This is a genomic window from Pseudomonas sp. MDV22-iso1 (genome assembly GCF_058145095.1).
Map to the genome: position 1 here is coordinate 85,753 of NZ_JBYVMF010000016.1, position 25,337 is coordinate 111,089.

Annotated in this window: 23 protein-coding genes; 13 read left to right on the forward strand and 10 right to left on the reverse strand. The window is 58.3% G+C overall.

Annotation, left to right across the window (positions count from 1 at the left end):
* Positions 1-16: 16 nt before the first annotated feature.
* Positions 17-1,093: a 3-deoxy-7-phosphoheptulonate synthase gene (locus tag AC3ZVB_RS18645; RefSeq protein ID WP_162437524.1), complete on the forward strand. Its 1,077-nt coding sequence runs from the start codon at positions 17-19 to the stop codon at positions 1,091-1,093.
* Between the two features lie 84 nt (positions 1,094-1,177).
* Here the strand turns inward: AC3ZVB_RS18645 and AC3ZVB_RS18650 are convergent, their stop codons facing one another.
* Positions 1,178-1,465, reverse strand: a complete 288-nt coding sequence (locus AC3ZVB_RS18650) for a GNAT family N-acetyltransferase (RefSeq protein WP_162437525.1) — start codon at positions 1,463-1,465, stop codon at positions 1,178-1,180.
* 636 nt (positions 1,466-2,101) lie between these two features.
* Here AC3ZVB_RS18650 and oprI point away from each other — a divergent pair.
* Positions 2,102-2,353 carry an outer membrane lipoprotei OprI gene (oprI, locus tag AC3ZVB_RS18655; protein ID WP_003199355.1) on the forward strand — a complete coding sequence of 84 codons (252 nt, stop codon included), beginning with the start codon at positions 2,102-2,104 and terminating at the stop codon, positions 2,351-2,353.
* Between the two features lie 122 nt (positions 2,354-2,475).
* Here the strand turns inward: oprI and AC3ZVB_RS18660 are convergent, their stop codons facing one another.
* The 3 genes from AC3ZVB_RS18660 to AC3ZVB_RS18670 form a co-directional block, all read right to left on the reverse strand.
* Entirely contained in the window at positions 2,476-3,447 is a 972-nt protein-coding gene (locus tag AC3ZVB_RS18660; RefSeq protein ID WP_162437526.1) for a L,D-transpeptidase family protein, read from the reverse strand.
* 196 nt (positions 3,448-3,643) lie between these two features.
* Positions 3,644-3,937 (reverse strand): hypothetical protein, encoded by a 294-nt coding sequence (locus AC3ZVB_RS18665; RefSeq protein ID WP_003226812.1) that lies wholly within the window; start codon positions 3,935-3,937, stop codon positions 3,644-3,646.
* Between the two features lie 56 nt (positions 3,938-3,993).
* Positions 3,994-4,599 (reverse strand): arylesterase, encoded by a 606-nt coding sequence (locus tag AC3ZVB_RS18670; protein ID WP_194692400.1) that lies wholly within the window; start codon positions 4,597-4,599, stop codon positions 3,994-3,996.
* Positions 4,600-4,609: 10 nt separating this feature from the next.
* Here AC3ZVB_RS18670 and AC3ZVB_RS18675 point away from each other — a divergent pair, with 10 nt between their 5' ends.
* Positions 4,610-5,293 (forward strand): ABC transporter ATP-binding protein, encoded by a 684-nt coding sequence (locus AC3ZVB_RS18675; RefSeq protein WP_162437528.1) that lies wholly within the window; start codon positions 4,610-4,612, stop codon positions 5,291-5,293.
* The gene (locus tag AC3ZVB_RS18680) at positions 5,293-7,797 is read left to right on the forward strand and encodes an ABC transporter permease (protein WP_490147373.1); all 2,505 of its coding nucleotides are present in this window, start codon (positions 5,293-5,295) and stop codon (positions 7,795-7,797) included. Before AC3ZVB_RS18675 ends, AC3ZVB_RS18680 begins: the two co-directional genes overlap by 1 nt.
* 91 nt (positions 7,798-7,888) lie before the next feature.
* Here the strand turns inward: AC3ZVB_RS18680 and greB are convergent, their stop codons facing one another.
* On the reverse strand, positions 7,889-8,362 hold the full coding sequence (greB, locus tag AC3ZVB_RS18685; RefSeq protein ID WP_162437530.1) for a transcription elongation factor GreB: 474 nt from the start codon (positions 8,360-8,362) through the stop codon (positions 7,889-7,891).
* A gap of 317 nt (positions 8,363-8,679) precedes the next feature.
* On the opposite strand from greB, the gene AC3ZVB_RS18690 reads away from it, so the two are divergent.
* Positions 8,680-9,345: a GNAT family N-acetyltransferase gene (locus tag AC3ZVB_RS18690; RefSeq protein WP_194692402.1), complete on the forward strand. Its 666-nt coding sequence runs from the start codon at positions 8,680-8,682 to the stop codon at positions 9,343-9,345.
* Between the two features lie 73 nt (positions 9,346-9,418).
* On the opposite strand, the gene AC3ZVB_RS18695 is transcribed toward AC3ZVB_RS18690, so the two are convergent.
* The 3 genes from AC3ZVB_RS18695 to AC3ZVB_RS18705 all read right to left on the reverse strand — a co-directional run bounded on the left by AC3ZVB_RS18695 (position 9,419) and on the right by AC3ZVB_RS18705 (position 11,937).
* Positions 9,419-9,727: a class I SAM-dependent methyltransferase gene (locus AC3ZVB_RS18695; protein ID WP_162437532.1), complete on the reverse strand. Its 309-nt coding sequence runs from the start codon at positions 9,725-9,727 to the stop codon at positions 9,419-9,421.
* A 247-nt stretch (positions 9,728-9,974) separates the two neighbouring features.
* Positions 9,975-10,409 carry a DoxX family protein gene (locus AC3ZVB_RS18700; RefSeq protein ID WP_150712628.1) on the reverse strand — a complete coding sequence of 145 codons (435 nt, stop codon included), beginning with the start codon at positions 10,407-10,409 and terminating at the stop codon, positions 9,975-9,977.
* Positions 10,410-10,515: 106 nt separating this feature from the next.
* Positions 10,516-11,937, reverse strand: coding sequence for an MltF family protein (locus AC3ZVB_RS18705; RefSeq protein ID WP_490147374.1), 1,422 nt, complete (start codon positions 11,935-11,937; stop codon positions 10,516-10,518).
* 220 nt (positions 11,938-12,157) lie between these two features.
* Here AC3ZVB_RS18705 and AC3ZVB_RS18710 point away from each other — a divergent pair, with 220 nt between their 5' ends.
* Positions 12,158-12,964 carry a TatD family hydrolase gene (locus AC3ZVB_RS18710; protein ID WP_490147375.1) on the forward strand — a complete coding sequence of 269 codons (807 nt, stop codon included), beginning with the start codon at positions 12,158-12,160 and terminating at the stop codon, positions 12,962-12,964.
* A 149-nt stretch (positions 12,965-13,113) separates the two neighbouring features.
* Here AC3ZVB_RS18710 and AC3ZVB_RS18715 read toward each other — a convergent pair whose 3' ends face one another.
* The gene (locus AC3ZVB_RS18715) at positions 13,114-14,343 is read right to left on the reverse strand and encodes an acyl-CoA dehydrogenase (protein ID WP_162437535.1); all 1,230 of its coding nucleotides are present in this window, start codon (positions 14,341-14,343) and stop codon (positions 13,114-13,116) included.
* 176 nt (positions 14,344-14,519) lie between these two features.
* Here AC3ZVB_RS18715 and AC3ZVB_RS18720 point away from each other — a divergent pair, with 176 nt between their 5' ends.
* The 3 genes from AC3ZVB_RS18720 to AC3ZVB_RS18730 all read left to right on the forward strand — a co-directional run bounded on the left by AC3ZVB_RS18720 (position 14,520) and on the right by AC3ZVB_RS18730 (position 17,067).
* On the forward strand, positions 14,520-15,449 hold the full coding sequence (locus tag AC3ZVB_RS18720) for a LysR family transcriptional regulator (protein WP_162437536.1): 930 nt from the start codon (positions 14,520-14,522) through the stop codon (positions 15,447-15,449).
* Between the two features lie 170 nt (positions 15,450-15,619).
* On the forward strand, positions 15,620-16,021 hold the full coding sequence (locus tag AC3ZVB_RS18725; RefSeq protein WP_490147376.1) for a MerR family transcriptional regulator: 402 nt from the start codon (positions 15,620-15,622) through the stop codon (positions 16,019-16,021).
* A gap of 146 nt (positions 16,022-16,167) precedes the next feature.
* The gene (locus tag AC3ZVB_RS18730; protein ID WP_162437538.1) at positions 16,168-17,067 is read left to right on the forward strand and encodes a hydroxymethylglutaryl-CoA lyase; all 900 of its coding nucleotides are present in this window, start codon (positions 16,168-16,170) and stop codon (positions 17,065-17,067) included.
* A 675-nt stretch (positions 17,068-17,742) separates the two neighbouring features.
* Here the strand turns inward: AC3ZVB_RS18730 and AC3ZVB_RS18735 are convergent.
* Complete coding sequence (locus AC3ZVB_RS18735; protein ID WP_490147377.1) at positions 17,743-19,437, reverse strand: AMP-binding protein; 1,695 nt, start codon at positions 19,435-19,437, stop codon at positions 17,743-17,745.
* A gap of 206 nt (positions 19,438-19,643) precedes the next feature.
* Here AC3ZVB_RS18735 and AC3ZVB_RS18740 point away from each other — a divergent pair, with 206 nt between their 5' ends.
* The 4 genes from AC3ZVB_RS18740 (at position 19,644) to AC3ZVB_RS18755 (ending at position 25,304) form a co-directional block, all read left to right on the forward strand.
* Complete coding sequence (locus AC3ZVB_RS18740; RefSeq protein WP_490147378.1) at positions 19,644-20,807, forward strand: isovaleryl-CoA dehydrogenase; 1,164 nt, start codon at positions 19,644-19,646, stop codon at positions 20,805-20,807.
* A 12-nt stretch (positions 20,808-20,819) separates the two neighbouring features.
* Complete coding sequence (locus tag AC3ZVB_RS18745) at positions 20,820-22,427, forward strand: carboxyl transferase domain-containing protein (protein WP_162437541.1); 1,608 nt, start codon at positions 20,820-20,822, stop codon at positions 22,425-22,427.
* 112 nt (positions 22,428-22,539) lie between these two features.
* Positions 22,540-23,355: a gamma-carboxygeranoyl-CoA hydratase gene (locus AC3ZVB_RS18750; protein WP_490147379.1), complete on the forward strand. Its 816-nt coding sequence runs from the start codon at positions 22,540-22,542 to the stop codon at positions 23,353-23,355.
* The gene (locus AC3ZVB_RS18755) at positions 23,355-25,304 is read left to right on the forward strand and encodes an acetyl/propionyl/methylcrotonyl-CoA carboxylase subunit alpha (RefSeq protein WP_490147380.1); all 1,950 of its coding nucleotides are present in this window, start codon (positions 23,355-23,357) and stop codon (positions 25,302-25,304) included. Before AC3ZVB_RS18750 ends, AC3ZVB_RS18755 begins: the two co-directional genes overlap by 1 nt.
* Positions 25,305-25,337 lie beyond the last annotated feature (33 nt).

A 25,337-nucleotide genomic window follows, 5' to 3' on the forward strand; every position in this document is an offset into this window, starting at 1 on the left:
ACCTGACGAGTAAACGATGGCTGATTTACCGATCAACGACCTAAACGTCGCTTCCAACGAGACGCTGATCACTCCTGATCAGCTCAAGCGTGATATCCCCCTGAGCGACGCTGCCCTGCGCACCGTCACCAAGGGTCGCGAAGTCATTCGCAACATTCTTGACGGCACCGATCACCGCCTGTTTGTTGTCATCGGGCCTTGCTCGATCCACGACATCAAGGCTGCCCACGAATACGCCGAGCGCCTGAAGGTCCTGGCCGCTGAAGTGTCGGATACCTTGTATCTGGTCATGCGCGTGTATTTCGAGAAGCCACGCACCACCGTCGGCTGGAAAGGTTTGATCAACGACCCGTACCTCGACGACTCTTTCAAGATCCAGGATGGCCTGCACATCGGCCGTCAGCTGTTGCTGGACCTGGCGGAAATGGGCCTGCCTACCGCGACTGAAGCCCTCGACCCGATTTCCCCGCAGTACTTGCAGGACCTGATCAGCTGGTCGGCCATCGGCGCGCGCACCACCGAATCCCAGACTCACCGTGAAATGGCTTCCGGCCTGTCCTCGGCGGTCGGCTTCAAGAATGGTACCGATGGCGGCCTGACCGTAGCGATCAACGCGCTGCAGTCGGTTTCCAGCCCGCACCGTTTCCTGGGTATCAACCAGGAAGGTGGCGTATCGATCGTGACCACCAAAGGCAATGCCTACGGCCACGTCGTGCTGCGCGGTGGCAATGGCAAGCCGAACTACGATTCGGTCAGCGTCGCGCTCTGCGAGCAAGCGCTGAACAAAGCGAAGATCAAGCCGAACATCATGGTCGATTGCAGCCACGCCAACTCCAACAAGGACCCGGCCCTGCAACCGCTGGTGATGGAAAACGTCGCCAACCAGATCCTCGAAGGCAACCAGTCGATCATCGGTTTGATGGTTGAAAGTCATCTGAACTGGGGTTGCCAGGCGATTCCCAAAGACCTCGCCGACCTGCAATACGGTGTGTCGATCACCGATGCTTGCATCGACTGGTCCGCCACCGAAACCACCTTGCGCAGCATGCATGCCAAGCTCAAGGATGTACTGCCGAAACGCGATCGCGGTTGATCGCCACTTCTGCACGCAAAAAACGCAGACAAAAAAACGCCGGGCTAAACCCGGCGTTTTTTTATGCGTTCGATTCTTGAAACGTCATTGACTCAGCTTGGCCGCATGCCGCTGGTGACGCTCCATGTAGCGCTCCACGTAGGAGCACGACGGAATGACGGTGTAGCCCATTTCCTCGGCGTACTGCAGCGCCTGCTCGGTCAATGCCGCAGCAATGCCACGACCCCGTAGCGCGTTCGGCACAAAGGTACGATAAATATCCAGGGTCTGTTTTCCCAGATCCATATAGGTCAGGTAGGCACGATGACCGTCCACAGTGGTCTCGAACTGATGACCAGCCTGGTCATGGTGGATGGACAACGCCTCGCTCATCACTACTCCTCGCGGGTCTTGAATTCTGACCCCTACCTTACCGATGTTTTTCCGGCGAAGGAACATCTACGCCACCCCGTGCCGAATGGACACCGAGAAGAGCTGCACCAATCTCGCGCAACCGGGCACGTCTAAATAGTAGGCACCAATGGCAAAAATGCTCAAGGTGCGCTCGTCATCACGCAGGTTGGCGGGTGCGGCTCCGGGTGGTGCAGCGACTTCTCGAAACCACAGATTTTGCAGGATCGATGGCCTGAACATTGCCGGATGTTGAGACTTAAGACGAGCGCCCCTTCTTAAAGTCACCTGAACTAGCAGAAAGAGTTGAGAAGCGCTGCTCAATTCGCGAACAAAAGTGTAGACGAAATGATATAGACAGACTTTACCCAAGACCGAAAACAGGTTTCGCGAACGGGAACTTTTTTTGGGCGGATCGCTCAGATCGGGGCTTGCAGCTGGATATTTTTTAAACAGCGCAGTTAAAAGTTGCTCGAAAAAGAATCAACGCCTACAATTTTTTTTGCTTCTTGCTTCACGTCAGTTTACTTACTACAAGTAATGGGTAGTATGTACGCCGGCTATTTCCTCACTCTGAGGAGACAGCTACTTAATAGAAAGTCCTTGAAGGGGAACACGATGAACAACGTTCTGAAATTCTCTGCTCTGGCCTTGGCCGCAGTTCTGGCTACCGGTTGCAGCAGCGCATCGAAAGAAACCGAAGCACGTCTGACTGCAACTGAAGACGCAGCAGCTCGCTCCCAGGCTCGTGCAGACGAAGCTTACCGTAAAGCTGATGAAGCTCTGGCTGCTGCTCAAAAAGCACAACAGACTGCTGACGAAGCTAACGAGCGCGCTCTGCGCATGCTCGACAAAGCTAGCCGCAAGTAATAGTCCTTCGGGATTGTTATCAAGCCGACCCATTTATGGGTCGGCTTTTTTATTGCCCGCAGTTTTCTACGGGCAATAAAAAACCCGCCAACGTGGCTAACGTCGGCGGGTCCTTTTAGCCGTTACTGCTGCAAATCAACCGGTGTACTTGTCACCATTGGCGCAGCACCATTGGGCACAGCGATTTCCACTGGCAAGCCATCTTCAGCGGCGACCACATCACGTACCACATCCCAGTTCATGCGCAGGTTGTTGGTGATGTCCTCACGCTTGAGCATCGCGTTGATCACGGCCGTGTGCTTGTCGACGACCGACGGGTTGCCGTTATCGTCCAGCGGCGTGTGCGCCTCAAGGTAGACCTTGCCGCTGCTTACACCGAACTTGTACGGATCATTGATGATGCGTACCGACGTACCCACCGGCACCATGCCCGCCATTTCCAGCACATTGTTGTTAAACATGCGGAAGCAACCGTGACTGGTACGCATGCCGATACCAAACTTCTTGTTCGAACCATGGATCAGGTAACCAGGCGTGCCCAGATTGAATTTGAACGGCCCCAGGGGGTTGTCCGGGCCTGCCGGCACCACGTTTGGCAAAGGATCACCGTCTGCCAGGTGTTCGGCCTTGATCGACGCTGGAGGGGTCCATGTCGGGTTAGGCGTCTTGGCGGTGATGGTCGTGTGAGCGATAGGCGAGCCCCAGCCCTCACGACCGATCCCCAGCGGGAAGGTGTAAACCACGTCCCGGCCTTTCGGGTAGTAGTAAAGACGGTATTCAGCCAGGTTGATCACGATGCCCTCACGAGGTCCTGGTGGCAGGATGAAACGTGTTGGCAAAATGATTTCGGTACCGGCACCCGGCAACCAGGCGTCGACACCCGGGTTGGCCGCGACCATTTCCGAATAGCCCAGATCGTAGGTGGTACCAAGGTCGGCGAAGGTGTCTTCGTACTTGGCCTTGATCACTTGCACCTGGCCGATGATGTCTTCACCAGGTGGTGGGAGAGGCAACTCCAATGCTGCAACGGGACCCGCCGCACACAGAGCGGCTAGAGTCAGGCAGCGGGTGACGGCGGGAAAGCGCGGCAACATCCGGAAAATCCTTCGCATGATCGACATGGGTATAAAAACGGGATTGTACACCGGCGTTTCGGTATTCGGGGAGACGCGCCGATAGAGCGCGTCAATGCTGGAAACTTTATGGATTGCAGGACGTTTCGAACGTGCACCGCTTTCAGCGGGAGTCGGCCTTCCCCTGCAAGGAAACTGATCGACGGCTGGCTGAAGATTAAAGCTCGAACCGCAATTCCGGCCAGATCGGCGAGGTACCGCGTTTTTGCGACTCAAGAATGGCGCGACACAGCGAGCACAGGCGCTGATCCTGAAACACCCGGCGGTCAACACTCGACCAGCGAGGCTGGGCCGGCAACAGACTGCCGCATAACGTTCGGTCTGCGGAACCGCCCAACTCCAGCTGCCGGGTCACCAGATGTACGCGTACTTCCTGGCAGGCGAACAGATCCAGCTGTTCGTCAGGCTCGATCAGTTGATAGGCGAAAAGTGACCAGGCGGGACGCGGCATCGGGGGCTCCAAATAGGGGGCGCCACCTTAGCCGAAACATCGCGACTAGAAAAGCGTCAAAGCAGCGGTTTCAGTGCCGGCCAGACATTTTCCAGTAACTTGTCCTGCGCCCCTGCCGCCGGGTGCAGACCGTCGGCTTGCATCAGGTCCGGATGACCGCCTACGCCATCAAGAAAAAACGGTACCAAAGGGATTTTTTTCTCGGTGGCCACATTGCCGTAGACCTCGGCAAATGCCTTGGTGTAACGAGCACCATAATTGGGCGGCAACTGCATGCCGAGCAGCAACACTTTCGCTCCACTGGCGCGGGAGCTGTCGATCATCGACGCAAGATTTTGTTGCAATTGCGTTGGCAGCATCCCGCGCAAGCCGTCATTGCCACCCAACTCGAGGATCACCAGCTCGGGTTTATGCTCTGCAAGCAGCGCTGGCAGGCGTGCCTGGCCTCCGGCACTGGTGTCGCCACTGATGGACGCATTGACCACCTTATCGTCGAAACCTTCGCGCTTGAGCCGCTGCTCAAGCAACGACACCCACCCCAACCGGGTATCCAGGCCGAAACCGGCGCTGATACTATCGCCAACGATCAGGACTGTACCCGCCGCTGCGTTCTGGGCCATGCACATCAAGGCCAGGCCAGCACTCAAAAACCACACTCGCATCGGATTCTCCATGGGCGCAAGCATTCTCACCGCGAAGAACCTCAGCAAAGTGGTACCCAGCGCGGAAGGTGAACTGACTATCCTGCACGAACTCAGCCTGGAACTGAACAAGGGCGATAGCCTGGCTATCGTCGGCGCCTCGGGTTCCGGCAAATCCACCCTCCTCGGCTTGCTCGCGGGCCTCGATCTGCCGAGCAGCGGCGAAGTCACGCTCGCGGGCCAGGCCCTGAGCGATCTCGATGAAGACCAGCGCGCACGTATCCGCGCCGAACATGTGGGCTTTGTCTTTCAATCATTCCAGCTGCTCGACAGCCTCAACGCCCTGGAAAACGTCATGCTGCCGCTGGAGCTCGACGGCCGTAAAGACGCCCGCGAGCGTGCCACGGAACTGCTGCAACGGGTCGGCCTGGGCCAACGTTTGACCCATTCTCCAAGACAACTCTCCGGAGGCGAGCAGCAGCGAGTGGCCATTGCCCGCGCGTTTGCCGCCGAACCCGATGTGTTGTTCGCCGACGAACCCACAGGCAACCTCGACAGCCATACGGGCGAACGGATCAGCGATCTGTTGTTCGAACTCAACAAGGAACGCGGCACGACCCTGGTGCTGGTGACGCACGACGAACGCCTGGCACATCGCTGCCGGCGCCTGATCCGACTTGAAGCCGGCCTGCTGGTCGCCCCCCTGGAGCCTTGATGGCACGCCTGCCGTTTTTGCGTTTGTTCAGCCTCGCCATTCGCCAACTGCTGCGCGACGCCCGCGCCGGTGAGTTGCGCGTGTTGTTCTTTGCCTTGCTGGTGGCAGTGGCGGCGAGCACCGCCATCGGTTACTTCGGTGCCCGTCTCAACGGCGCCATGATGCTGCGCGCCACGGAATTCCTCGGTGCCGACCTGCTGCTCGAAGGCAGTTCACCGGCAAGCCCCGAACAAATCAAAAGCGGTACGGAGCTGGGGCTCGAACACGCTCAGGTCGTCGAGTTCTCCAGCGTCATTGCCACTGACAACGGCATTCAACTGTCGAGCATCAAAGCCGCCGATGACGCCTACCCCCTGCGCGGAGAACTGAAAAGCGCCCCTGCGCCTTTCGCCCTGGAAGAATCCGGTGGCGGGCCTGAATCCGGGGAAGCCTGGGTCGAAGCACGGCTGTTGACGGCGCTGGACCTCAAGATCGGTGACAGCATCGACGTCGGCATGAAAACCCTGAAACTGGCGCGAGTACTGACTTACGAGCCCGATCGGGCCGGCAACTTCTATAGCCTCACGCCACGGGTGATGATCAACCTCAGCGACCTCGCGGCGACCGGGGTGGTGCAACCCGGTAGCCGGGTCAGCTACCGGGAACTCTGGCGTGGCAAAGCCGAAGCGCTGGAAACCTATCGTCAACTGATCAAACCCGGGTTGGCCGCAAACCAGCGACTGCAGGATGCCCGCGATGGCAACCGGCAGATCGGCGGCGCGCTGGGCAAGGCCGAGCGTTACCTGAACATGGCCAGTCTCGTGGCGGTGCTGCTATCCGGTGTAGCGGTCGCCTTGTCGGCGACTCGTTTTGCTACTCGCCGTTTCGACGCCAGTGCGTTGCTGCGCTGCCTCGGTCTGTCCCGCCGGGAAACCATGGTGCTGTTCAGTTTGCAGCTGACGGTACTGGGACTGCTCGCGAGCATCAGCGGTGCCGTTATCGGCTGGCTGGCGCAACTCGGACTCTTTGCGCTGTTGCATGATCTGTTGCCGAGCGATGTGCCACCGGGCGGCCTGTTTCCAGCCATCGCCGGTATCGGCACCGGGCTGGTGGCACTGGCCGGTTTTGCCCTGCCACCCTTGGCCGCCCTCGGCCGTGTTCCGCCATTGCGGGTCCTGCGTCGGGACATGCTGCCCATTCCGTCCAGCACCTGGATGGTTTACGGCGCAGCCTTGGGTGCACTGGGATTGATCATGTGGCGACTGAGCCTGGATCTGGTGCTGACCTTTGCCCTCCTCGGTGGCGGCGTCATTGCCGCCGTGGTCCTGGGCGGATTGCTGTTACTGCTGCTCAAAAGCCTGCGCCGCATGCTTGCCCGCGCGTCGTTGCCGTGGCGCCTGGGATTGGGGCAATTGCTGCGCCATCCACTCGCGGCTGCGGGACAATCCCTGGCCTTCGGCCTGATTCTGCTGTCCATGGCATTGATCGCATTGCTGCGCGGTGAACTGCTCGACACCTGGCAGAACCAGCTGCCCAAAAACGCTCCCAACTATTTTGCGCTGAATATCCTGCCGGCGGACAAGCAGGCATTTACGGATCGCCTGATCGAACTGTCCGCACAAGCGGCGCCGCTATACCCCGTGGTGCCGGGGCGTTTGATAAGCATCAATGGCGAGCCGGCTCAGGAAATCGTCAGCAAGGACTCTGCCGGTGACCGGGCGATCCAGCGGGATCTGAGCCTGACGTGGGCAGCGGATCTGCCCCCAGGCAACACCCTCACGGCGGGCAATTGGTGGACAGAACAGGCTCCCGACGAAATCCCCGGCGTGTCTGTTGAAGGCAAGGTTGCCGAAAGTCTGAAGCTCAAGCTGGGCGATCATCTGGTCTTTACCGTCGGCGGGGTCAATCGCGAAGCGAAAGTCACCAGTTTGCGGGACATCAACTGGGACAATTTCCAGCCCAACTTCTTCATGATCTTCCAGCCCGGCACATTGAAAGATTTACCGGCGACCTACCTGACCAGCTTCTATCTGGCAGCCGGTCATGATCAGCAAATCGTGGACCTCTCCCGCAGCTTTCCCGCGGTGACCATCCTGCAAGTCGAAGCCCTGCTGGAACAACTGCGCAGCATACTCGCCCAGGTCACCCTGGCGGTGGAGTATGTCCTGTTGTTTGTATTGGCGGCGGGCATGGCGGTGCTGTTTTCCGGGTTGCAAGCCACTCTGGATGAACGTATTCGCCAAGGCGCCTTGTTGCGCGCGCTGGGGGCGGAGCGCAAATTGCTGGTCAAGGCCCGAAGGATCGAGTTCGGTCTGCTGGGTGCCGTCAGTGGATTACTGGCGGCGCTGGGATCGGAACTCGTTAGCCTGGTGCTGTACCGCTACGCATTCGACCTGCCTTGGCATCCGCACCCGTGGTTGCTGATCCTGCCATTGATCGGTGCCGTGCTGATCGGCGGTGCCGGGGTTTTCGGCACACGTCGAGCCTTGAACGCGAGCCCACTGACCGTACTGCGCGAGGGATGATGTAAATCACCTCGCGTCACCTCATGAACCCTGACACCGCGCGATCACTTCTGGAAAGTGAAGCGCGACCAGGTTTGGTGATTAACTGCGGCTACTGCGGATAAGAAACCTGGTTGATCCACCACAACATTTCACCGTTCGGCGTCTGCACAACGGCCTCATCGCCCACTTCCTTCTTCAATAACGCACGCGCCATCGGAGAGTCGATCGAGATGTAATCGTTGCGACCGTAGATTTCGTCATAGCCGACGACCCGAAATTTCTTGATGTCCCCAGCTTCGTTTTCAATCTCGACCCAAGCCCCGAAAAAAACTCTTCCTTCCTGCTCAGGCGAGTACTCGACCACCCGCACATCTTCAAGCCGCTTGCGAAGGTATCTAACCCTGCGATCAATTTCCCGCAGCAGCTTCTTGTTGTACTGATAGTCGGCATTTTCACTGCGATCACCCAGTGACGCTGCCCAGGTCACCTTGCGAGTGGTGTCCGGGCGCTTTTCTCGCCAAAGAAAATCGAGCTCCTTTTTCAGGGCCTCATGACCTTCCTTTGTGATGATGTTGGTACTCAAGTCGGGCGTCTCCTTGGGCGATCACGAACTGGCGGGGAGTTGCGCCAGGCTTTCCACTAACCTGAAAGGCAGCGTGCACTGCGAGATTCTATCGTCTGTACGACATGCCACGAAGGAATCGTTTACGACTCAACTAGATAGCTCAGGAAACTCAATCGATTCTATTTATTGGTACAAAGTATCGGTGGTTTTATGACGCTTTTCCGTAGCAATCAAGATTTAAACAGCTAACATCTTGTTACAAAGGACAAAAAATTGGCATTTGATCGTCATGCATATTGCCTTTTCCATCCGGATATTTTTTGTGGGAGGACGCCATGATCGTGCAGCAGCTGCTTCAGAAAAGCCAAACGAAGATTCGTAAGAACGGGTTATCCAGCGCGATTCACCAGCTGTTGTTGAAGACGGTCAACGCCTTCATGCTGTTCAAGATACTGCGCGGCGTGACGCTGCAAAAAGTCGACAGTAAATTCCTCGACTACCCCTCGAACTTCAAGCCGATGTTCCTCAGTGAACAGATGATGCGCCACTACGCGCGCGATCCAGTAAACGAGATGCCCGAGAGCTTCATTGAAGAGTCCATAGCCAAGGGCGATCAGTGCTTTGGCATCTTCGATGGCGCGGTACTGGCCTCCTACGGCTGGTACTCGCGGCAACCCACGCATATCGATCCGCCAGAGCTGTTCCTGCACTTCGACTCGTCCTTCGTGTACATGTACAAGGGCTTCACCCATCATGACTATCGCGGTCAGCGCCTGCATGCGATCGGTATGAATCTTGCGCTCAAGCACTACCTTGAGGAAGGTCACAAGGGCCTGGTCTCCTATGTCGAGTCGAGCAATTTCGATTCGTTGAAGTCCATCTACCGCTTGGGCTACATGAACGTTGGCTCGATCTATCTGATCCGCCTGTTCGGCCGTTACCGGAGCTTCACCAGCAAAGGCTGCGAGCCCTACGATCTGGCCTTGAAAGGGCTTGTCTGATCAGTCGAGCGAACGAAACCTGTCTACGATGCCGGCGCCAGCCGGCACGCTCGCTATCGGTCTGCGCTGAGATTCAGCGACGGGTGATGAGCCCCTGGCGAGCCACACGGGTCAGCTGCTTGATAACTTCCACTGCATCCTCAAGGCTTGGCGACTGAATCACCGCCAGGTCGAAGCTGTCAGTGGCGAATCGAGCAAGTGATTCACCGTCTTCGACAAACTGGATCAGGAAAGCAGCTGGACCGCCGGTGCGGCGAGGCCATCCATCGAGATAACGCAAAAGCGTCGGTTGATGTTTTCCGCCAAGCAGGATTTTTGGATTGCGCTGGGTGAGATGTGCCGTGATCGGCGCGGGACGTATAACGGGGTTTAGTGCATTCATCGTGTCGTGTCTCTGCCTCAAAAGTCTGCATGGCAGGTGAGAGGCAACACCGAACCAGCGCTTTAGCGGTATTTCGAAGCCTGTTTCAAGCTTCTATCGGCAACTGAATGAGTCACCTGGCGCCCCGCAAGTAGCTGTTTAAATCGGCGCATGAGCAGCATCCTAGAGAAGCCGACGCAGGAGTGTCAAGAATATCGAGCAACAAAAAGGCCTGCGCAATGCAGGCCTTTTCATTGAACCAGAGCGGTCAGCCCGCGATGGCGCGGTCCACCGACAGCTTGCCGGCACCTTCGATCAGTACCGCGATGCTGCCACCCAACAAGGCCAGGGCAAATTCATAACCGTTATTGGCCATGAACAGACCGTGGCTGATATGCACGGTAAAGATTGCCACCAGGGAAAGGAACGCCAACCCCAGTGCCGCAGGGCGAACCAATAGCCCGATGATCAGGGCAAGACCGGCGAAAAACTCAGTACCACCGGCCAGTGTCGCCATCACGTAGCCCGGTGTCAGGCCGAGGCTTTCCATGTATTGCGCAGTGCCAGCCAACCCGTACCCACCAAACGCGCCGAACAGTTTCTGGGAGCCGTGTGCGGCAAAGATAATGCCGACGAAGATCCGCAGGACCGTCAGGCCGTAGCCGGCGCGGGTAAACAGTACCTTGTTGATCAGTGTGCTCATGCTGTGTCATCCATTTTTTGGTTTGTGTGTTGGTTGGCCGCTATTTTAATCGTAAAAATTAATGTTAAAAGCGCAAATACCCCACCATAACAATCAGTTTAGTCGATCATTTACGTGAGGCAACTTTTTGCCCCGGAGGCTCCAACGATTCCCGCTCCCGATCGAACGCCAGGTAATACTTGTTCACGCTATTAACATAGCTGACAGGGCCCATTCCCACCTGCTCCATGGCAATGCGCTCAACCTGGAAGAACCACTGATTGGGGTTCAAGCCGCGTCGTCGTGCTTCAGCGCGCATGCCTTGAACCCGTTCCGGTCCAATGTTGTAAGCCGCCAGCACGAACGCCATGCGCTCACGCTCATTGAGTTTGGGACTGGAGAAGAACTTGCGACGAATCATCGCCAGGTACTTCGCCCCAGCCTGCACGTTGGCGTCGAGCTCCTGGATATTATTGACGCCCACCCGCTGGGCTGCGGAGGGTGTGATCTGCATCAGACCGGTAGGGCCGCTGCCACTGCGAGCGTTGGGTTGCAACGCGGATTCCTTGAACGCCAGCGCCGCCAGATTGAGCCAGTCCATGCCTTGGGCATCGGCATGTTTCTGCAGCACCGGTCGTAGCTTCTCCAGCCGCTGGCGATTGGCCTTGGCGAGCGGATAGTGCACCTGATAGAGGCGTCGGTAGATACGCAGGAAAGCCACATCCTGATCCGAAGGTTTCCTGTAGGTCAGCAGAAAGCGATCAATGCTCGCCCGCAACATCGACGCATCGCGGCGCACGAACCAGAACTCCTCGCCTGGATCGCTGATCAGAACCTGCCGGTCAAATCGCAGTTTCGGCAAGATCTTGCCCCACCGCTCGGCGATAGGTTGCTCGACGATGGTCAGGTGAAAAATTCCGCCCTGAACCATTTCCAGCACGTCCTCGACCGCCAGGCTGGGATCGACCCACTCGATCTTCACCGGTGGCAGTTTGTGCAGGGCGAGTTTCTGGTTGATCTGACTGACCGCGTCCCCGGCAGCGCTGCCTGTGGGCAGCGCCAGGGTTTTACCGGACAGTTGCTCAAGGCGGGTGTAACGGCGCTCACCTTTGATACCGACCAACACCAGCGGAACATTGCTGGCAATCGGCTCACTGGTACTAACGGCATGACCGGGTTGCAGATCAAGGAGCTCACCTGGCGCCACCAGATCACCCTCTCCGCGCTGTAAGGCACCGATCAGTTGATCTTTGCCTTTGGGGATAATCTTGAAAGTGATTTCCTGGCCGTCACGGGCGTGACCGTTGAGGTATTGCTCGAAGGCGCGCAGGCGATGGTATTCGACACCGATGGGCTGGCCCTGGACTTCGCCGGAGCTGTTACGGCTTTGATTGACCAGCACCCGAAGTACGCGACTGCTGCGAATTTCCGCCAAATCACGCACTTTGGCCGACGGCACCACTTGCGAAGGTCCGGCCAGACGCGCATCCGCCGGCATCGGCAGCAGCAAAGCACCACACAGCAGTAACAAAACCGAGGGACGTATCATCCACTCTCCGAAAAGAATACTGGCCGATTTCAAGATTTCGCGAAATCGAACGACAGAAACAGAGCTGACAAGCGCGTGAAAATGGCGTCGCGGTGGCAACCTCACCAGCCCGACGTGCCGCGCGGCATCAAAAGACAGCTTCAACTCGTTGTAGTTCTTGGCTTTTCTTATAAATCTACAGCTCTGATATGCTTTCCGGCCTTTGGTCCGAGGTAGCACCATGCAACTCATCGATATCGGCGTCAACCTGACCAACCCCAGTTTTGCCGGCAAACACCAGGCGGTACTCGACCGCGCGTACGCCGCTGGCGTGTGCCAACTGGTACTGACCGGGACCAGCGTAGAAGGCAGCGAACAGGCGCTGGAGCTGTGCCAGCAACTGGATGAGAGCACTCAACGGCTGTTTGCCACCGCCGGCATTCACCCTCACTCCGCCAGCGACTGGAACGCCGACAGCGCCCAGCGTCTGCGCAGTCTGCTCAGGGAGCCCAACGTTGTGGCCGTGGGCGAATGCGGGCTGGATTTCAATCGCGATTTCTCCCCCCGCCCACAACAGGAAAAAGTCCTGGAAGAACATCTGGCGATGGCGGTCGAGCTGCAATTGCCGGTGTTCCTCCACGAACGTGATGCGAGTCAGCGCTTGCTGGAAATCCTGCGTGACTACCGCAATCAGTTGCCTGCCGCCGTTGTGCATTGCTTCACCGGAGAAAAGAAAGCGCTGTTCAGTTACCTCGACCTGGATTTGCACATCGGCATTACGGGATGGATTTGCGACGAGCGCCGTGGCACTCACCTTCATCCGCTGGTCAAGGAGATCAAACGCGGGTGGCTGATGCTGGAAAGTGATGCACCGTATCTGTTGCCGCGCACTTTGCGACCCAAGCCAAAAAATGGCCGAAACGAACCGGCTTACCTGACCGAAGTGTTGCGCGAAGTGGCATTGCATCGAGGGGAAAGTGAGGAAGACCTGGCGGCCCACAGCACCGCCTGCGCGCGTGCCTTCTATGGACTTCCGACGGTCGACTGACAATATACAAATCTGCGGGAGCATAGCTTGTTCGCGAACGCTGTCATGGCGAATGACACGGCCGCATCGCGAGCAAGCTTTGCTCCCACAGCGAAGATCCAGTGTAAGAGCCCGCTCCCACTCTGATCCTCATTGCGCTAAAACAGAAATCAGTGACTGCTACGCATCATTTCTTTCGGTACATATTTACCGATCTCGAACTTGCCGATCGCGGCACGGTGCACTTCGTCCGGGCCATCAGCCAGTCGCAAGGTGCGCTGCATCGCATACATGTAGGCCAGCGGGAAATCGTTGGACACCCCTGCCCCGCCATGAATCTGGATCGCCCGGTCGATCACCCGCAACGCTACGTTGGGGGCGACAACCTTGATTTGCGCAATCTCGCTCTTCGCCACCTTGTTACCGACGGTGTCCATCATGTACGCCGCTTTCAACGTCAGTAGGCGCGCCATGTCGATTTCCATCCGCGAGTCGGCAATCTTGTCGATGTTGCCACCCAGACGCGCCAGTGGTTTGCCGAACGCGGTACGGCTCACCGAGCGTTTGCACATCAGTTCCAGCGCCCGCTCTGCCATGCCGATCGAACGCATGCAGTGGTGAATTCGGCCAGGGCCGAGACGGCCTTGTGCGATTTCGAAACCCCGACCTTCGCCCAGCAGGACGTTCTCGTAAGGCACCCGGACATTCTCGAACAGGACTTCTGCGTGACCATGCGGTGCATCGTCATAGCCGAATACCGGCAGCGGACGCACAATCTTCACGCCGGGAGCGTCCACCGGCACGAGAATCATCGAGTGCTGGGCATGACGCGGCGCATCGGGATTGCTCAAGCCCATGAAGATCAGGATTTTGCAGCGTGGATCGCAGGCACCTGAGGTCCACCATTTCTTGCCATTGATGACCCACTCGTCACCATCACGCACAGCACGAGCGGCCATGTTGGTGGCGTCAGAGGAAGCGACGTCCGGCTCGGTCATGGCGAACGCCGAGCGGATTTCACCGCGTAGCAGGGGTTCGAGCCAGCGTTGTTTCTGCTCTTCGTTGGCGTAACGCACCAGCACTTCCATGTTTCCCGTGTCGGGTGCCGAGCAGTTGAAGGGCTCAGGGCCGAGCAGCGAGCGACCCATGATTTCTGCCAGTGGTGCGTATTCCAGGTTGGTCAGGCCGGCGCCGAGCTCGGACTCAGGCAGAAACAAATTCCACAGGCCTTCGGCCTTGGCCTTGAGTTTGAGTTCTTCCATGATCGCCGTCGGCTGCCAGCGATCGCCCTCGGCGACCTGGCGTTCGAACACAGCTTCAGCAGGATAAACGTAGGTATCCATGAACGCGGTCACGCGCTCACGCAGTTCTTGCACCTTGGGCGAATAAGCGAAATCCATGGGCAGCTCTACCTTTTAACGGGGGTTTCGAGGAGTTGTTCAGGTCATGCAATCGATGCTAGAACAGCTACGAATATTTACCTAGCCTATTCTCGGCGTGTATTAACATTCATCACCGATATATGATCGACTGATCGAGCCACCCTTTCTATAACAAGAGCAGAGAGCCCAGCGCCATGAATCTGAGCAAGGTCGACCTCAACCTTTTCATCGTCTTCGACGCGATCTACACGGAAGCAAACCTGACCCGCGCGGGGCAAATCGTCGGCATTACTCAACCTGCTGTTTCCAACGCCCTCGCCCGCCTGCGCGAAACCTTCAACGATCCGTTGTTCGTGCGCACCGCCCAGGGCATGGTGCCGACCCCCATGGCACAGAACATCATCGGCCCCGTGCGCAATGCGCTTTCCCTGCTGAGGGTCTCGGTGCAGGAAAGCCGCATTTTCAACCCGCTGCAGGCGGCCAAGACCTATCGAATCAGCATGACCGACCTCACCGAGGCGGTGATTTTGCCTCCGCTTTTCCAGCGCCTGCGTCGCCTGGCCCCGACGGTAATCATCGAGAGCTTTTTGTCCAAGCGTCGCGAGACCACCAAGGAGCTGGCGGCCGGTCGTCTGGACTTCGCCGTCGACGCTCCGCTCAATACCGACCCGCAGGTACGTCACGTCAAGCTGATGGAAGACCGGTACGTGTGCGCCATGCGCAAGGGCCATCCCTTGGTGGGGAAGGAAAAATTCACCCTGGATGATTACCTGTCCCAGACCCACATCCATATTTCCAGCCGCCGCAGTGGACTGGGGCATGTCGACCTGGCGCTGGGCAAAATGGGGATCCAGCGCAAGATCGCCCTGCGCTCCCAGCATTACCTGATGGCTTCACAAGTCTTGCAACAGACTGACATGGTGATGACCGTGCCGGAGCGCTTCGCCCGCCGCAATGACTTGCACGCCTTCACGTTGCCGGTGAACGACGTACCCCCGGTGGAAACCCATCTGTACTGGCATGAAAGCACCGACCAGGATCCAGCCAACCGCTGGATGCGCGAGCAGATGATCGAGTTGTGCCAGCAGGTGACGGCGCATGAGAAGAAGCTGGACAAGGCATAGACCGTTGTAACGTAGCAGCCTCATTGCTGAAATACGGAAAGTGCGTTCGCCATAGAGACGGACGCGCCTGCTCGCGATGAGGCCTGCAAGGTCATCCAGAATTCACGCCACTTGACGTAAACGTCAACCTGACATTAGCTTAGCGCAATGACCTTTTCTCGAGCGCGCCCATGAGCAGCCAGACCTACAGCATTTCCGACCTTGCCCGCGAACTGGACATCACCACCCGGGCCATTCGCTTTTATGAAGAGCAAGGCTTGCTGAGCCCCGAGCGGCGCGGGCAGGAACGTATTTATTCGCCCCGGGACAAAGTCAGCCTGAAGCTGATCCTGCGGGGCAAGCGCATTGGCTTTTCGTTGGCAGAATGCCGCGAGTTGATCGAACTTTACGACCCCTCCGGCGGCAATCAGAAGCAGCTGCAAACCATGTTGAGCAAGATTGCCGAACGCCGCGACCAGCTGGAACAGCAGATGCTCGACATTGAGCAGATGAAGCTGGAGCTGGATACAGCGCAAGAGCGTTGTGTGCAGGCGCTGGAGCAGACGATGAAGAGCCAGGAAGCGGTCCAATAACCCCACCCATCCACACCGTGGGAGCAAAGCTTGCTCGCGATGAGGGTATGACCTTCAACCTTGATGTCGACTGACAGGCCGCCATCGCGAGCAAGCGTTGCTCCCACGGGGTCATTCGAAAATTCAGACACCACAGGTCGATTCCCATGTCCCTTCCCACCCATGTACGCCTGGTCGAAGTCGGCCCTCGCGATGGTCTGCAAAACGAAGCCCGACCGATCAGCGTCGCCGACAAGGTGCAACTGGTCGATGCACTGACCGCCGCAGGTCTGGGCTATATAGAAGTCGGCAGCTTCGTGTCGCCCAAATGGGTGCCGCAGATGGCCGGTTCCGCTGACGTGTTCGCGCAAATCCAGCGCAAGCCCGGTGTTACCTACGGTGCATTGGCCCCCAACCTCAGAGGGTTTGAAGACGCGATTGCCGCCGGGGTAAAGGAAGTGGCTGTATTCGCAGCAGCGTCCGAAGCGTTTTCCCAGCGCAACATCAACTGCTCGATCAGTGAAAGCCTGGAGCGCTTTGTGCCGATCATGGACGCCGCGCGGCAACACGGCGTGAGCGTGCGAGGTTACGTTTCTTGCGTGTTGGGCTGCCCATACGAAGGCAACGTTGAACCGGCACAAGTGGCCCGTGTAGCCAGGGAGCTCTACGCCATGGGCTGCTACGAAGTGTCCCTGGGCGACACCATCGGCACCGGAACCGCTGGCGCGACCCGCAAGATGTTCGAGGTGGTGTCGGCTGACGTGCCACGAGAAAAACTCGCTGGGCATTTCCACGACACTTATGGCCAGGCAATGGCCAATATCTACGCCAGCCTGCTGGAAGGCATCGCGGTGTTCGACAGTTCCATCGCAGGGCTCGGTGGCTGTCCATATGCCAAAGGCGCCAGCGGTAACGTGGCGACTGAAGATGTGGTTTACCTGCTCAATGGCCTTGGCATCGAGACGGGCATCGACCTGGACGCATTGATTCTGGCTGGGCAACAGATCAGTGCGGTGCTTGGGCGTCCATCCGGCTCACGCGTGGCAAAGGCCCGTAGCGCGCAGTGAGTCCTGGGTGTGTCCGGGTGTTACCGGTGCTTCGGAAATGTGGGCGGAAACGAGTAACACGGAAACAAAATGTCTGGCTTGAGCTAAGTGAAAAATTCGGCAAATCTTCAAGACGTTGATTTTAAAGGGTTTTTAAAAGTTGGCACGCCTCCTGCTATCTCTATGACATAACAAGAATAAAAAGCGGCAAACCAATAAAAATAAGATGAAACGTATCTGACATAACAAGAACAACACGGCAGAAACGTAGCTAACAGATTTTTTTGGAGAAGGTGTGCTTTTCAGGGTGCTTTTCGGAGTAACCCGCAACCGGGCAGAGAACAATAAAACTACCTTCAGGTAGCTCCCGAACTGGTTGGATCGCTTGGCGAAAAAGCAGATCAGCGCTCAAAAAAATACGTTTGCTCTTGATCCCGGATGGGGATCGAAAAAAACAGCGGTAAAGGGTCACGGTTTCCAAAAACAATAAATGACCGCCCCTCAATAATAAAAAAAGAGCACACGCAACGACAAATTAAAGGGGAGCTTAGGCTCCCCTTTGTGCTTTCTGGCATTTGGATTTCTGCTCAACATCGCCCTCTGACACAACACAAATCCCCCGTAGGAGCTGGCGCAGCCTGCGATCTTTTGATCTTCAAAAAAGCAAGACCAAAAGATCGCAGGCTGCGCCAGCTCCTACGGTAGCGCTTTGAGCTCCTCGATACTGATCTCACGCATCCGAAACTTCTGGATCTTCCCGGTCACCGTCATCGGAAACTCTTCCACGAACTTGAAGTACCGCGGTGTCTTGAAGTGCGCAATGCGCTCCTTGCACCACACTTGCAGATCCTGCTCGGTAGCGCTGTGGCCCGGATGGAATTTGATCCAGGCAACAATCTCCTCACCGTACCGCGAGCATGGAATCCCGATCACTTGCACATCGGCCACCGCCGGATGGGTAAAGAAGAACTCCTCCAGCTCGCGCGGGTAAACATTCTCGCCCCCACGGATGATCATGTCCTTGTTACGCCCGGCAATGCAGACGTAGCCCTCCTCGTTCATGCTCGCCAGGTCCCCGGTATGCATCCAGCCAGCCTGATCAATGGCCTCGGCGGTGCCTTGCGGATTGTTCCAATAGCCGAGCATCACGCTGTAACCGCGAGTGCATAGCTCGCCAATGGTGCCTCGCGGGACCAGGTTACCGGCCTCGTCGATAATTTTGCTTTCCAGTTGCGGTTGGGTACGGCCGACTGTGGTGACGCGCAATTCGAGTTCGTCCGACGGACCGGTCTGCAAGGACACCGGACTTGTTTCCGTCATGCCATAGGCAATCTGCACTTCGCTCATGTGCATTTCGCTGATGACCCGGCGCATCACCTCAATGGGGCAGGTCGCCCCGGCCATGATCCCGGTACGCAGACTCGACAGATCGAATTCGGCGCGCTGCGGCTGATCAAGCATGGCAATGAACATGGTGGGCACGCCATACAGCGCGGTGGCTTTTTCTTCGGCGACCGTACTCAGCGTCAACAGCGGATCAAATGCATCGTTGGGGTAGATCATGGTGCTGCCGTGAGTGATGCAACCGAGGTTGCCCATCACCATGCCAAAGCAATGGTAGAGCGGCACCGGAATGACCAGTCGATCATCAGCGGTCAGGCCAAGGCTTTCACCGACCATGTAGCCGTTGTTGAGAATGTTGTAATGACTGAGGGTCGCGCCCTTGGGGAAGCCCGTGGTGCCGGAGGTGTACTGGATGTTGACGGCCTGGTCGAAATGCAGGCTTTCCTGGCGTTCGTGCAGCTGCTGCACCAATACGCTTGCGGCCAGATCCGCCAGTTGCGACCAAGGCAGAAAGCCGGAAGGCGGCTGTGCATCGAGGCTGATGACGCCGCGTAATTCAGGGAGGCGTTCGCTCTGCAATTTCCCGATGGATTGCTCTGCCAGTTCGGGCACCAGGCCCTGAAGCATGGCGTGGTAATCAGAGGTTTTGAATGCACCCGCGCAGACCAGCCACTGGCAACCCGACTGCTTGAGCACGTACTCGAGTTCAGAGCTGCGATACGCGGGATTGATATTGACCAGGATCACACCAATTTTCGCGCTGGCGAACTGGCTGATGCACCACTGCGCACAGTTCGGCGCCCAGATGCCGAGACGGTCACCTGCCTGCAATCCTAGCGCCAGAAGCGCCCTGGCGTGCAGGTCGACGGCTTCGGACAATTGCTGCCATGTGTAGCGCAACTTCTGATGGCGCACGACCAACGCTTCCCCATTCGGGTACTTCGCGACGGTGCTGTCAAACGCCTGACCTATGGTCATCGCCAGCAAGGCTTTGTCCTGAGAACCGCGGGTATAGCTGCGCTGCGGGCTTGCACTGGGTTGATCCATGACGACCCCTATTGTCTTTATTAATGGGCGTTACGGCGGCCACGATGGGAGGTCCGCTGTTCTATCTTGAACTGGCTCTACTCTCGCTCAAGTTGACGTTAACGTAAAGGGTGATTGACAGCCATTCGTCACAGGCTTACGTTAACGTAAAGGTGAGAGCTGATTCGGCGCCCTCCCAGCCCTACAAAAAAGCCAAAAGGTGACCCATGAGCTACCCATCCCTGAACTTTGCCCTCGGTGAGACCATCGACATGCTGCGCGATCAGGTCCAGTCCTTCGTCGCCAAAGAGATCGCCCCGCGCGCTGCTCAGATCGACATCGACAACCTGTTCCCTGCCGACCTGTGGCGCAAATTTGGCGACATGGGCCTGCTCGGCGTGACTGTGCCGGAAGCGTACGGCGGTGCTGGCCTGGGTTACCTGGCTCATGTGGTGATCATGGAAGAAATCAGCCGGGGTTCGGCTTCGGTGGCGCTCTCCTACGGCGCGCACTCCAACCTCTGCGTCAACCAGATCAACCGCAACGGCACTCACGAACAGAAAACCAAATACCTGCCGAAGCTGATCAGCGGCGAGCACATCGGCGCCCTGGCCATGAGCGAACCGAATGCCGGTTCCGACGTGGTCTCGATGAAACTGCGTGCCGACAAACGCGGTGATCACTACGTGCTCAATGGCAGCAAAACCTGGATCACCAACGGCCCAGACGCCAACACTTACGTGATCTACGCCAAGACCGACCTGGAAAAAGGCCCTCACGGCATTACCGCATTCATCGTCGAACGCGACTCGAAAGGCTTCAGCCGCAGCAACAAATTCGACAAGCTCGGCATGCGCGGCTCGAACACCTGCGAGCTGTTCTTCGATGACGTCGAAGTGCCGGAAGAAAACATCCTCGGCGTGCTCAACGGCGGCGTGAAAGTGCTGATGAGTGGCCTCGACTACGAACGCGTTGTGCTCTCCGGTGGCCCGACCGGGATCATGCAATCCTGCATGGACCTGATCGTTCCTTATATCCACGACCGTAAACAGTTCGGCCAGAGCATCGGCGAATTCCAGCTGATCCAAGGCAAAGTCGCCGACATGTACACCCAACTCAACGCTAGCCGCGCCTACCTGTACGCCGTGGCCCAAGCCTGCGAGCGCGGGGAAACCACCCGTAAAGACGCCGCGGGCGTGATCCTCTACAGCGCCGAACGCGCCACGCAAATGGCCCTCGACGCGATCCAGATTCTCGGTGGCAACGGTTACATCAACGAATTCCCGGCCGGTCGCCTGTTGCGTGACGCCAAACTGTACGAAATCGGCGCCGGTACCAGTGAGATCCGTCGCATGTTGATCGGTCGTGAACTGTTTAACGAAACCCGCTAACCGGAGCTGCCCATGGCTATCCTGCATACCCAGCTCAACCCCCGTTCAGCGGAGTTCGCGGCCAACAGCGCGGCGATGCTCAAACAGGTCGACGCCTTGCACACCCTGCTCGCTCAAGTGCAGCAAGGGGGTGGCACCAAGGCTCAAGAACGCCACACCTCGCGGGGCAAATTGCTGCCCCGTGAACGCATCAACCGACTGCTCGATCCGGGCTCACCATTTCTCGAAATCAGCCAACTGGCGGCCTACGAGGTTTACGGCGAAGACGTTCCCGCCGCTGGCGTGATTGCCGGGATCGGCCGGGTGGAAGGCGTCGAATGCATGATCGTCGCGAACGACGCCACCGTTAAAGGTGGCTCGTATTACCCGCTGACCGTGAAAAAACATCTGCGCGCCCAGACCATTGCCCAGCAGAATCGCCTGCCGTGCATCTACCTGGTGGACTCGGGCGGCGCGAACTTGCCGCGTCAGGATGAAGTGTTTCCCGATCGCGAACACTTCGGTCGCATCTTCTTCAACCAGGCCAACATGAGCGCCATGGGCATTCCGCAGATCGCGGTGGTCATGGGTTCCTGCACTGCAGGCGGCGCTTATGTGCCGGCGATGGCCGATGAAGCAATCATGGTGCGCAACCAGGCCACTATCTTCCTCGCCGGCCCGCCGCTGGTGAAGGCGGCGACGGGTGAAGTGGTCAGCGCCGAGGATCTGGGTGGCGCCGATGTGCACTGCAAGATTTCCGGGGTGGCCGACCACTATGCCGAGAGCGATGAACACGCCCTGGCCATTGCCCGGCGGAGCATCGCCAACCTCAACTGGCGCAAACTGGGCGAAGTGCAACAACGTACGCCGATCGCCCCGCTCTACAACAGCGACGAGCTGTACGGCGTGGTGTCGGCGGATGCCAAACAACCCTTCGATGTGCGCGAGGTGATCGCACGGTTGGTGGACGGTTCGGTGTTCGACGAATTCAAGGCGTTGTTCGGGACGACCCTGGTGTGCGGTTTTGCCTACCTGCACGGTTATCCGATCGCCATTCTCGCCAACAACGGCATCCTCTTCGCCGAGGCCGCACAGAAAGGCGCGCACTTTATCGAACTGGCCTGCCAGCGCGGTATTCCACTGCTGTTCCTGCAGAACATCACCGGTTTCATGGTCGGTCAGAAATACGAGGCCGGCGGCATCGCCAAGCACGGCGCCAAACTGGTGACCGCCGTGGCCTGCGCCAAAGTGCCGAAATTCACCGTGATCATCGGCGGCAGCTTTGGCGCCGGTAACTACGGCATGTGCGGACGCGCCTACGACCCACGCTTCCTGTGGATGTGGCCGAATGCGCGCATTGGCGTAATGGGTGCCGAACAGGCCGCAGGTGTGCTGGTGCAGGTCAAGCGCGAGCAGGCTGAACGCAGCGGCCAGGCGTTCAGCGCCGAGCAGGAAGCCGAGATCAAGCAACCCATCCTTGATCAGTACGAAGAACAGGGGCACCCCTATTACTCCAGCGCCCGGCTGTGGGACGACGGTGTCATCGACCCGGCCCAGACCCGAAACGTATTGGCCCTGGCCTTGTCCGCATCGTTGAACGCACCCATCGAACCGAGCCGCTTCGGCGTGTTCCGGATGTGATTTTCTGTGGGAGCGGGTTTGTGTGGCGAGGGGATTTATCCCCGTTCGATTGCGCAGCAATCGTAGACCGCAGACAAATCCGCTCCCGCAAGGACCGTGGAGACGGACCCCTATGAACGACTTCAATACCCTGGAACTGCAAACCGATCCTCGGGGTTTCGCCACCTTGTGGCTCAACCGTGAAGAAAAGAACAACGCGTTCAATGCCGAGATGATCCGCGAATTGATCCTCGCGCTGGACACCGTGTCGAGCGATACCAGCCTGCGATTTTTACTGCTGCGCGGACGCGGCAAGCATTTCAGCGCCGGTGCTGATCTGGCGTGGATGCAGCAATCGGCCGAACTCGACTACCACACCAACCTCGACGACGCCCGGGAACTGGCAGAGTTGATGTACAACCTCGGCAAACTGAAAATCCCGACACTGGCGGTGGTGCAAGGCGCTGCATTCGGCGGCGCCCTGGGCCTGATCAGTTGCTGCGACATGGCGATTGGCGCCGATGACGCGCAATTCTGCCTGTCGGAAGTACGCATCGGCCTGGCACCAGCCGTAATCAGTCCGTTCGTGGTGCAAGCCATCGGCGAACGGGCGGCACGTCGCTATGCCCTGACCGCCGAACGTTTTGGCGGCCAACGGGCACGGGAAATCGGTTTGTTGTCGGAGAGTTATCCGCTGGCAGACCTGGAGCAGAAAGTCGAACAGTGGATCGACAACCTGCTCCTCAACAGCCCGGCCGCCATGCGCGTCAGCAAAGACTTGCTGCGTGAAGTCGGCAACGGTGCACTGACCCCGGCGCTGCGTCGCTATACAGAAAACGCCATCGCCCGCATCCGCGTCAGCCCCGAAGGCCAGGAAGGTCTGCGGGCTTTCTTGCAAAAACGTCCGCCGAGCTGGCAAGCCGCAATCACCCCCCAGGAGCCACGCTGATGAGCACACCTGTTATCACCACCGTGCTGGTCGCCAACCGCGGTGAAATCGCTTGTCGGGTGATGCGTACTGCCAAGGCGCTGGGCCTGACCACCGTGGCTGTGCACAGCGCTATCGACCGCGAAGCCCGACACAGCCGCGAAGCGGACATCCGCATCGACCTGGGTGGGAGCAAAGCCGCCGACAGCTACCTGCAAATCGACAAGCTGATCGCAGCCGCCAAGGCCAGCGGCGCCCAGGCGATTCACCCCGGTTATGGCTTTCTCTCGGAAAATGCCGGCTTCGCTCGCGCTATCGAAAGCGCTGGTCTGGTCTTCCTCGGCCCACCCGCCTCGGCGATTGACGCCATGGGGAGCAAGTCCGCTGCCAAAGCCCTGATGGAAACCGCTGGCGTTCCACTGGTGCCCGGTTATCACGGCGAAGCACAGGACCTGGATACTTTTCGCGATGCCTGTGAGCGAATCGGTTACCCGGTGTTGCTCAAGGCGACGGCGGGTGGTGGCGGCAAAGGCATGAAAGTGGTCGAGGACGTCAGCCAACTGGCGGAAGCCCTCGCCTCGGCCCAACGTGAAGCCCAATCCTCGTTTGGCGACTCGCGCATGCTGGTCGAAAAGTACCTGCTCAAACCGCGCCATGTGGAAATCCAGGTCTTCGCCGACCAGCACGGCAACTGCCTGTACCTCAACGAGCGCGACTGCTCGATTCAGCGTCGGCATCAAAAAGTCGTTGAAGAAGCACCCGCTCCCGGCCTGAGCCCGGAACTGCGTCGCGCCATGGGCGAAGCGGCTGTGCGTTCCGCCCAGGCAATCGGATACGTCGGCGCCGGTACCGTGGAATTCCTGCTGGATGCGCGCGGTGAGTTCTTCTTCATGGAGATGAACACGCGCCTGCAAGTGGAACACCCGGTGACCGAGGCCATCACCGGCCTCGACCTGGTGGCCTGGCAAATTCGAGTGGCGCGGGGTGAAGCGCTGCCGATGACTCAAGAGCAGGTTCCACTGATCGGCCACGCGATTGAAGTGCGGCTGTACGCAGAAGACCCGGGCAATGATTTTCTACCCGCCACCGGGCGTCTGGAGTTGTATCGCGAATCTGCCGAAGGTCCCGGTCGTCGTGTCGACAGTGGCGTGGAAGAAGGCGATGAGATCTCGCCCTTCTACGATCCGATGCTCGGCAAATTGATTGCCTGGGGTGAAGACCGGGAGCAGGCGCGGTTGCGCTTGCTGAGCATGCTCGATGAGTTTGCGATCGGTGGTCTCAAGACCAACATCAATTTTCTGCGTCGCATCATCGGCCATCCCGCCTTTGCAGCGGCAGAACTGGATACCGGGTTTATCCCGCGCTATCAGAAACAGCTGCTGCCGGCACCCGCCGACCTCAGTGATGAGTTCTGGCAAGCGGCCGGGCAAGCATTCGCCCAAAGCCTGAAACCTTCTACGCGCACTGATGACCCGAGTTCGCCATGGAGCAGCAGCACAGGCCTGCGTTGCGGATTGCCGAAAGAGATTACTTTGCACCTGAGCTGTGAAGGACAGGACCGGGCGCTGACGTTAGGCGATACGCGCTCGGCGCAGCTTCGGGGTGAGCACCTGCTGACCGAGCACGGCGGCATGCGCCTGCAGCATCGGGCGATCCGCCGGGACGGCATCGTCTACTTGCAATGGGAGGGTGAATTGCGTCGCATCGAGTCCTACGACCCGATCAGTGCCGTCGAGGCCAGCCACAGCCATCAGGGCGGGCTCACCGCGCCCATGAACGGCAGCATCGTGCGGGTCCTGGTGGAAGCCGGGCAAACGGTGGAAGCCGGCGCGCAACTGGTGGTGCTTGAAGCCATGAAGATGGAACACAGCATCCGTGCCCCCCACGCGGGCGTGATCAAGGCGCTTTATTGCCAGGAAGGCGAGATGGTCAGCGAAGGCAGTGCATTGGTCGAGCTGGAAGACGCGTGAAATGAAGATCGGTCCTACGCATTGCCAGGACCG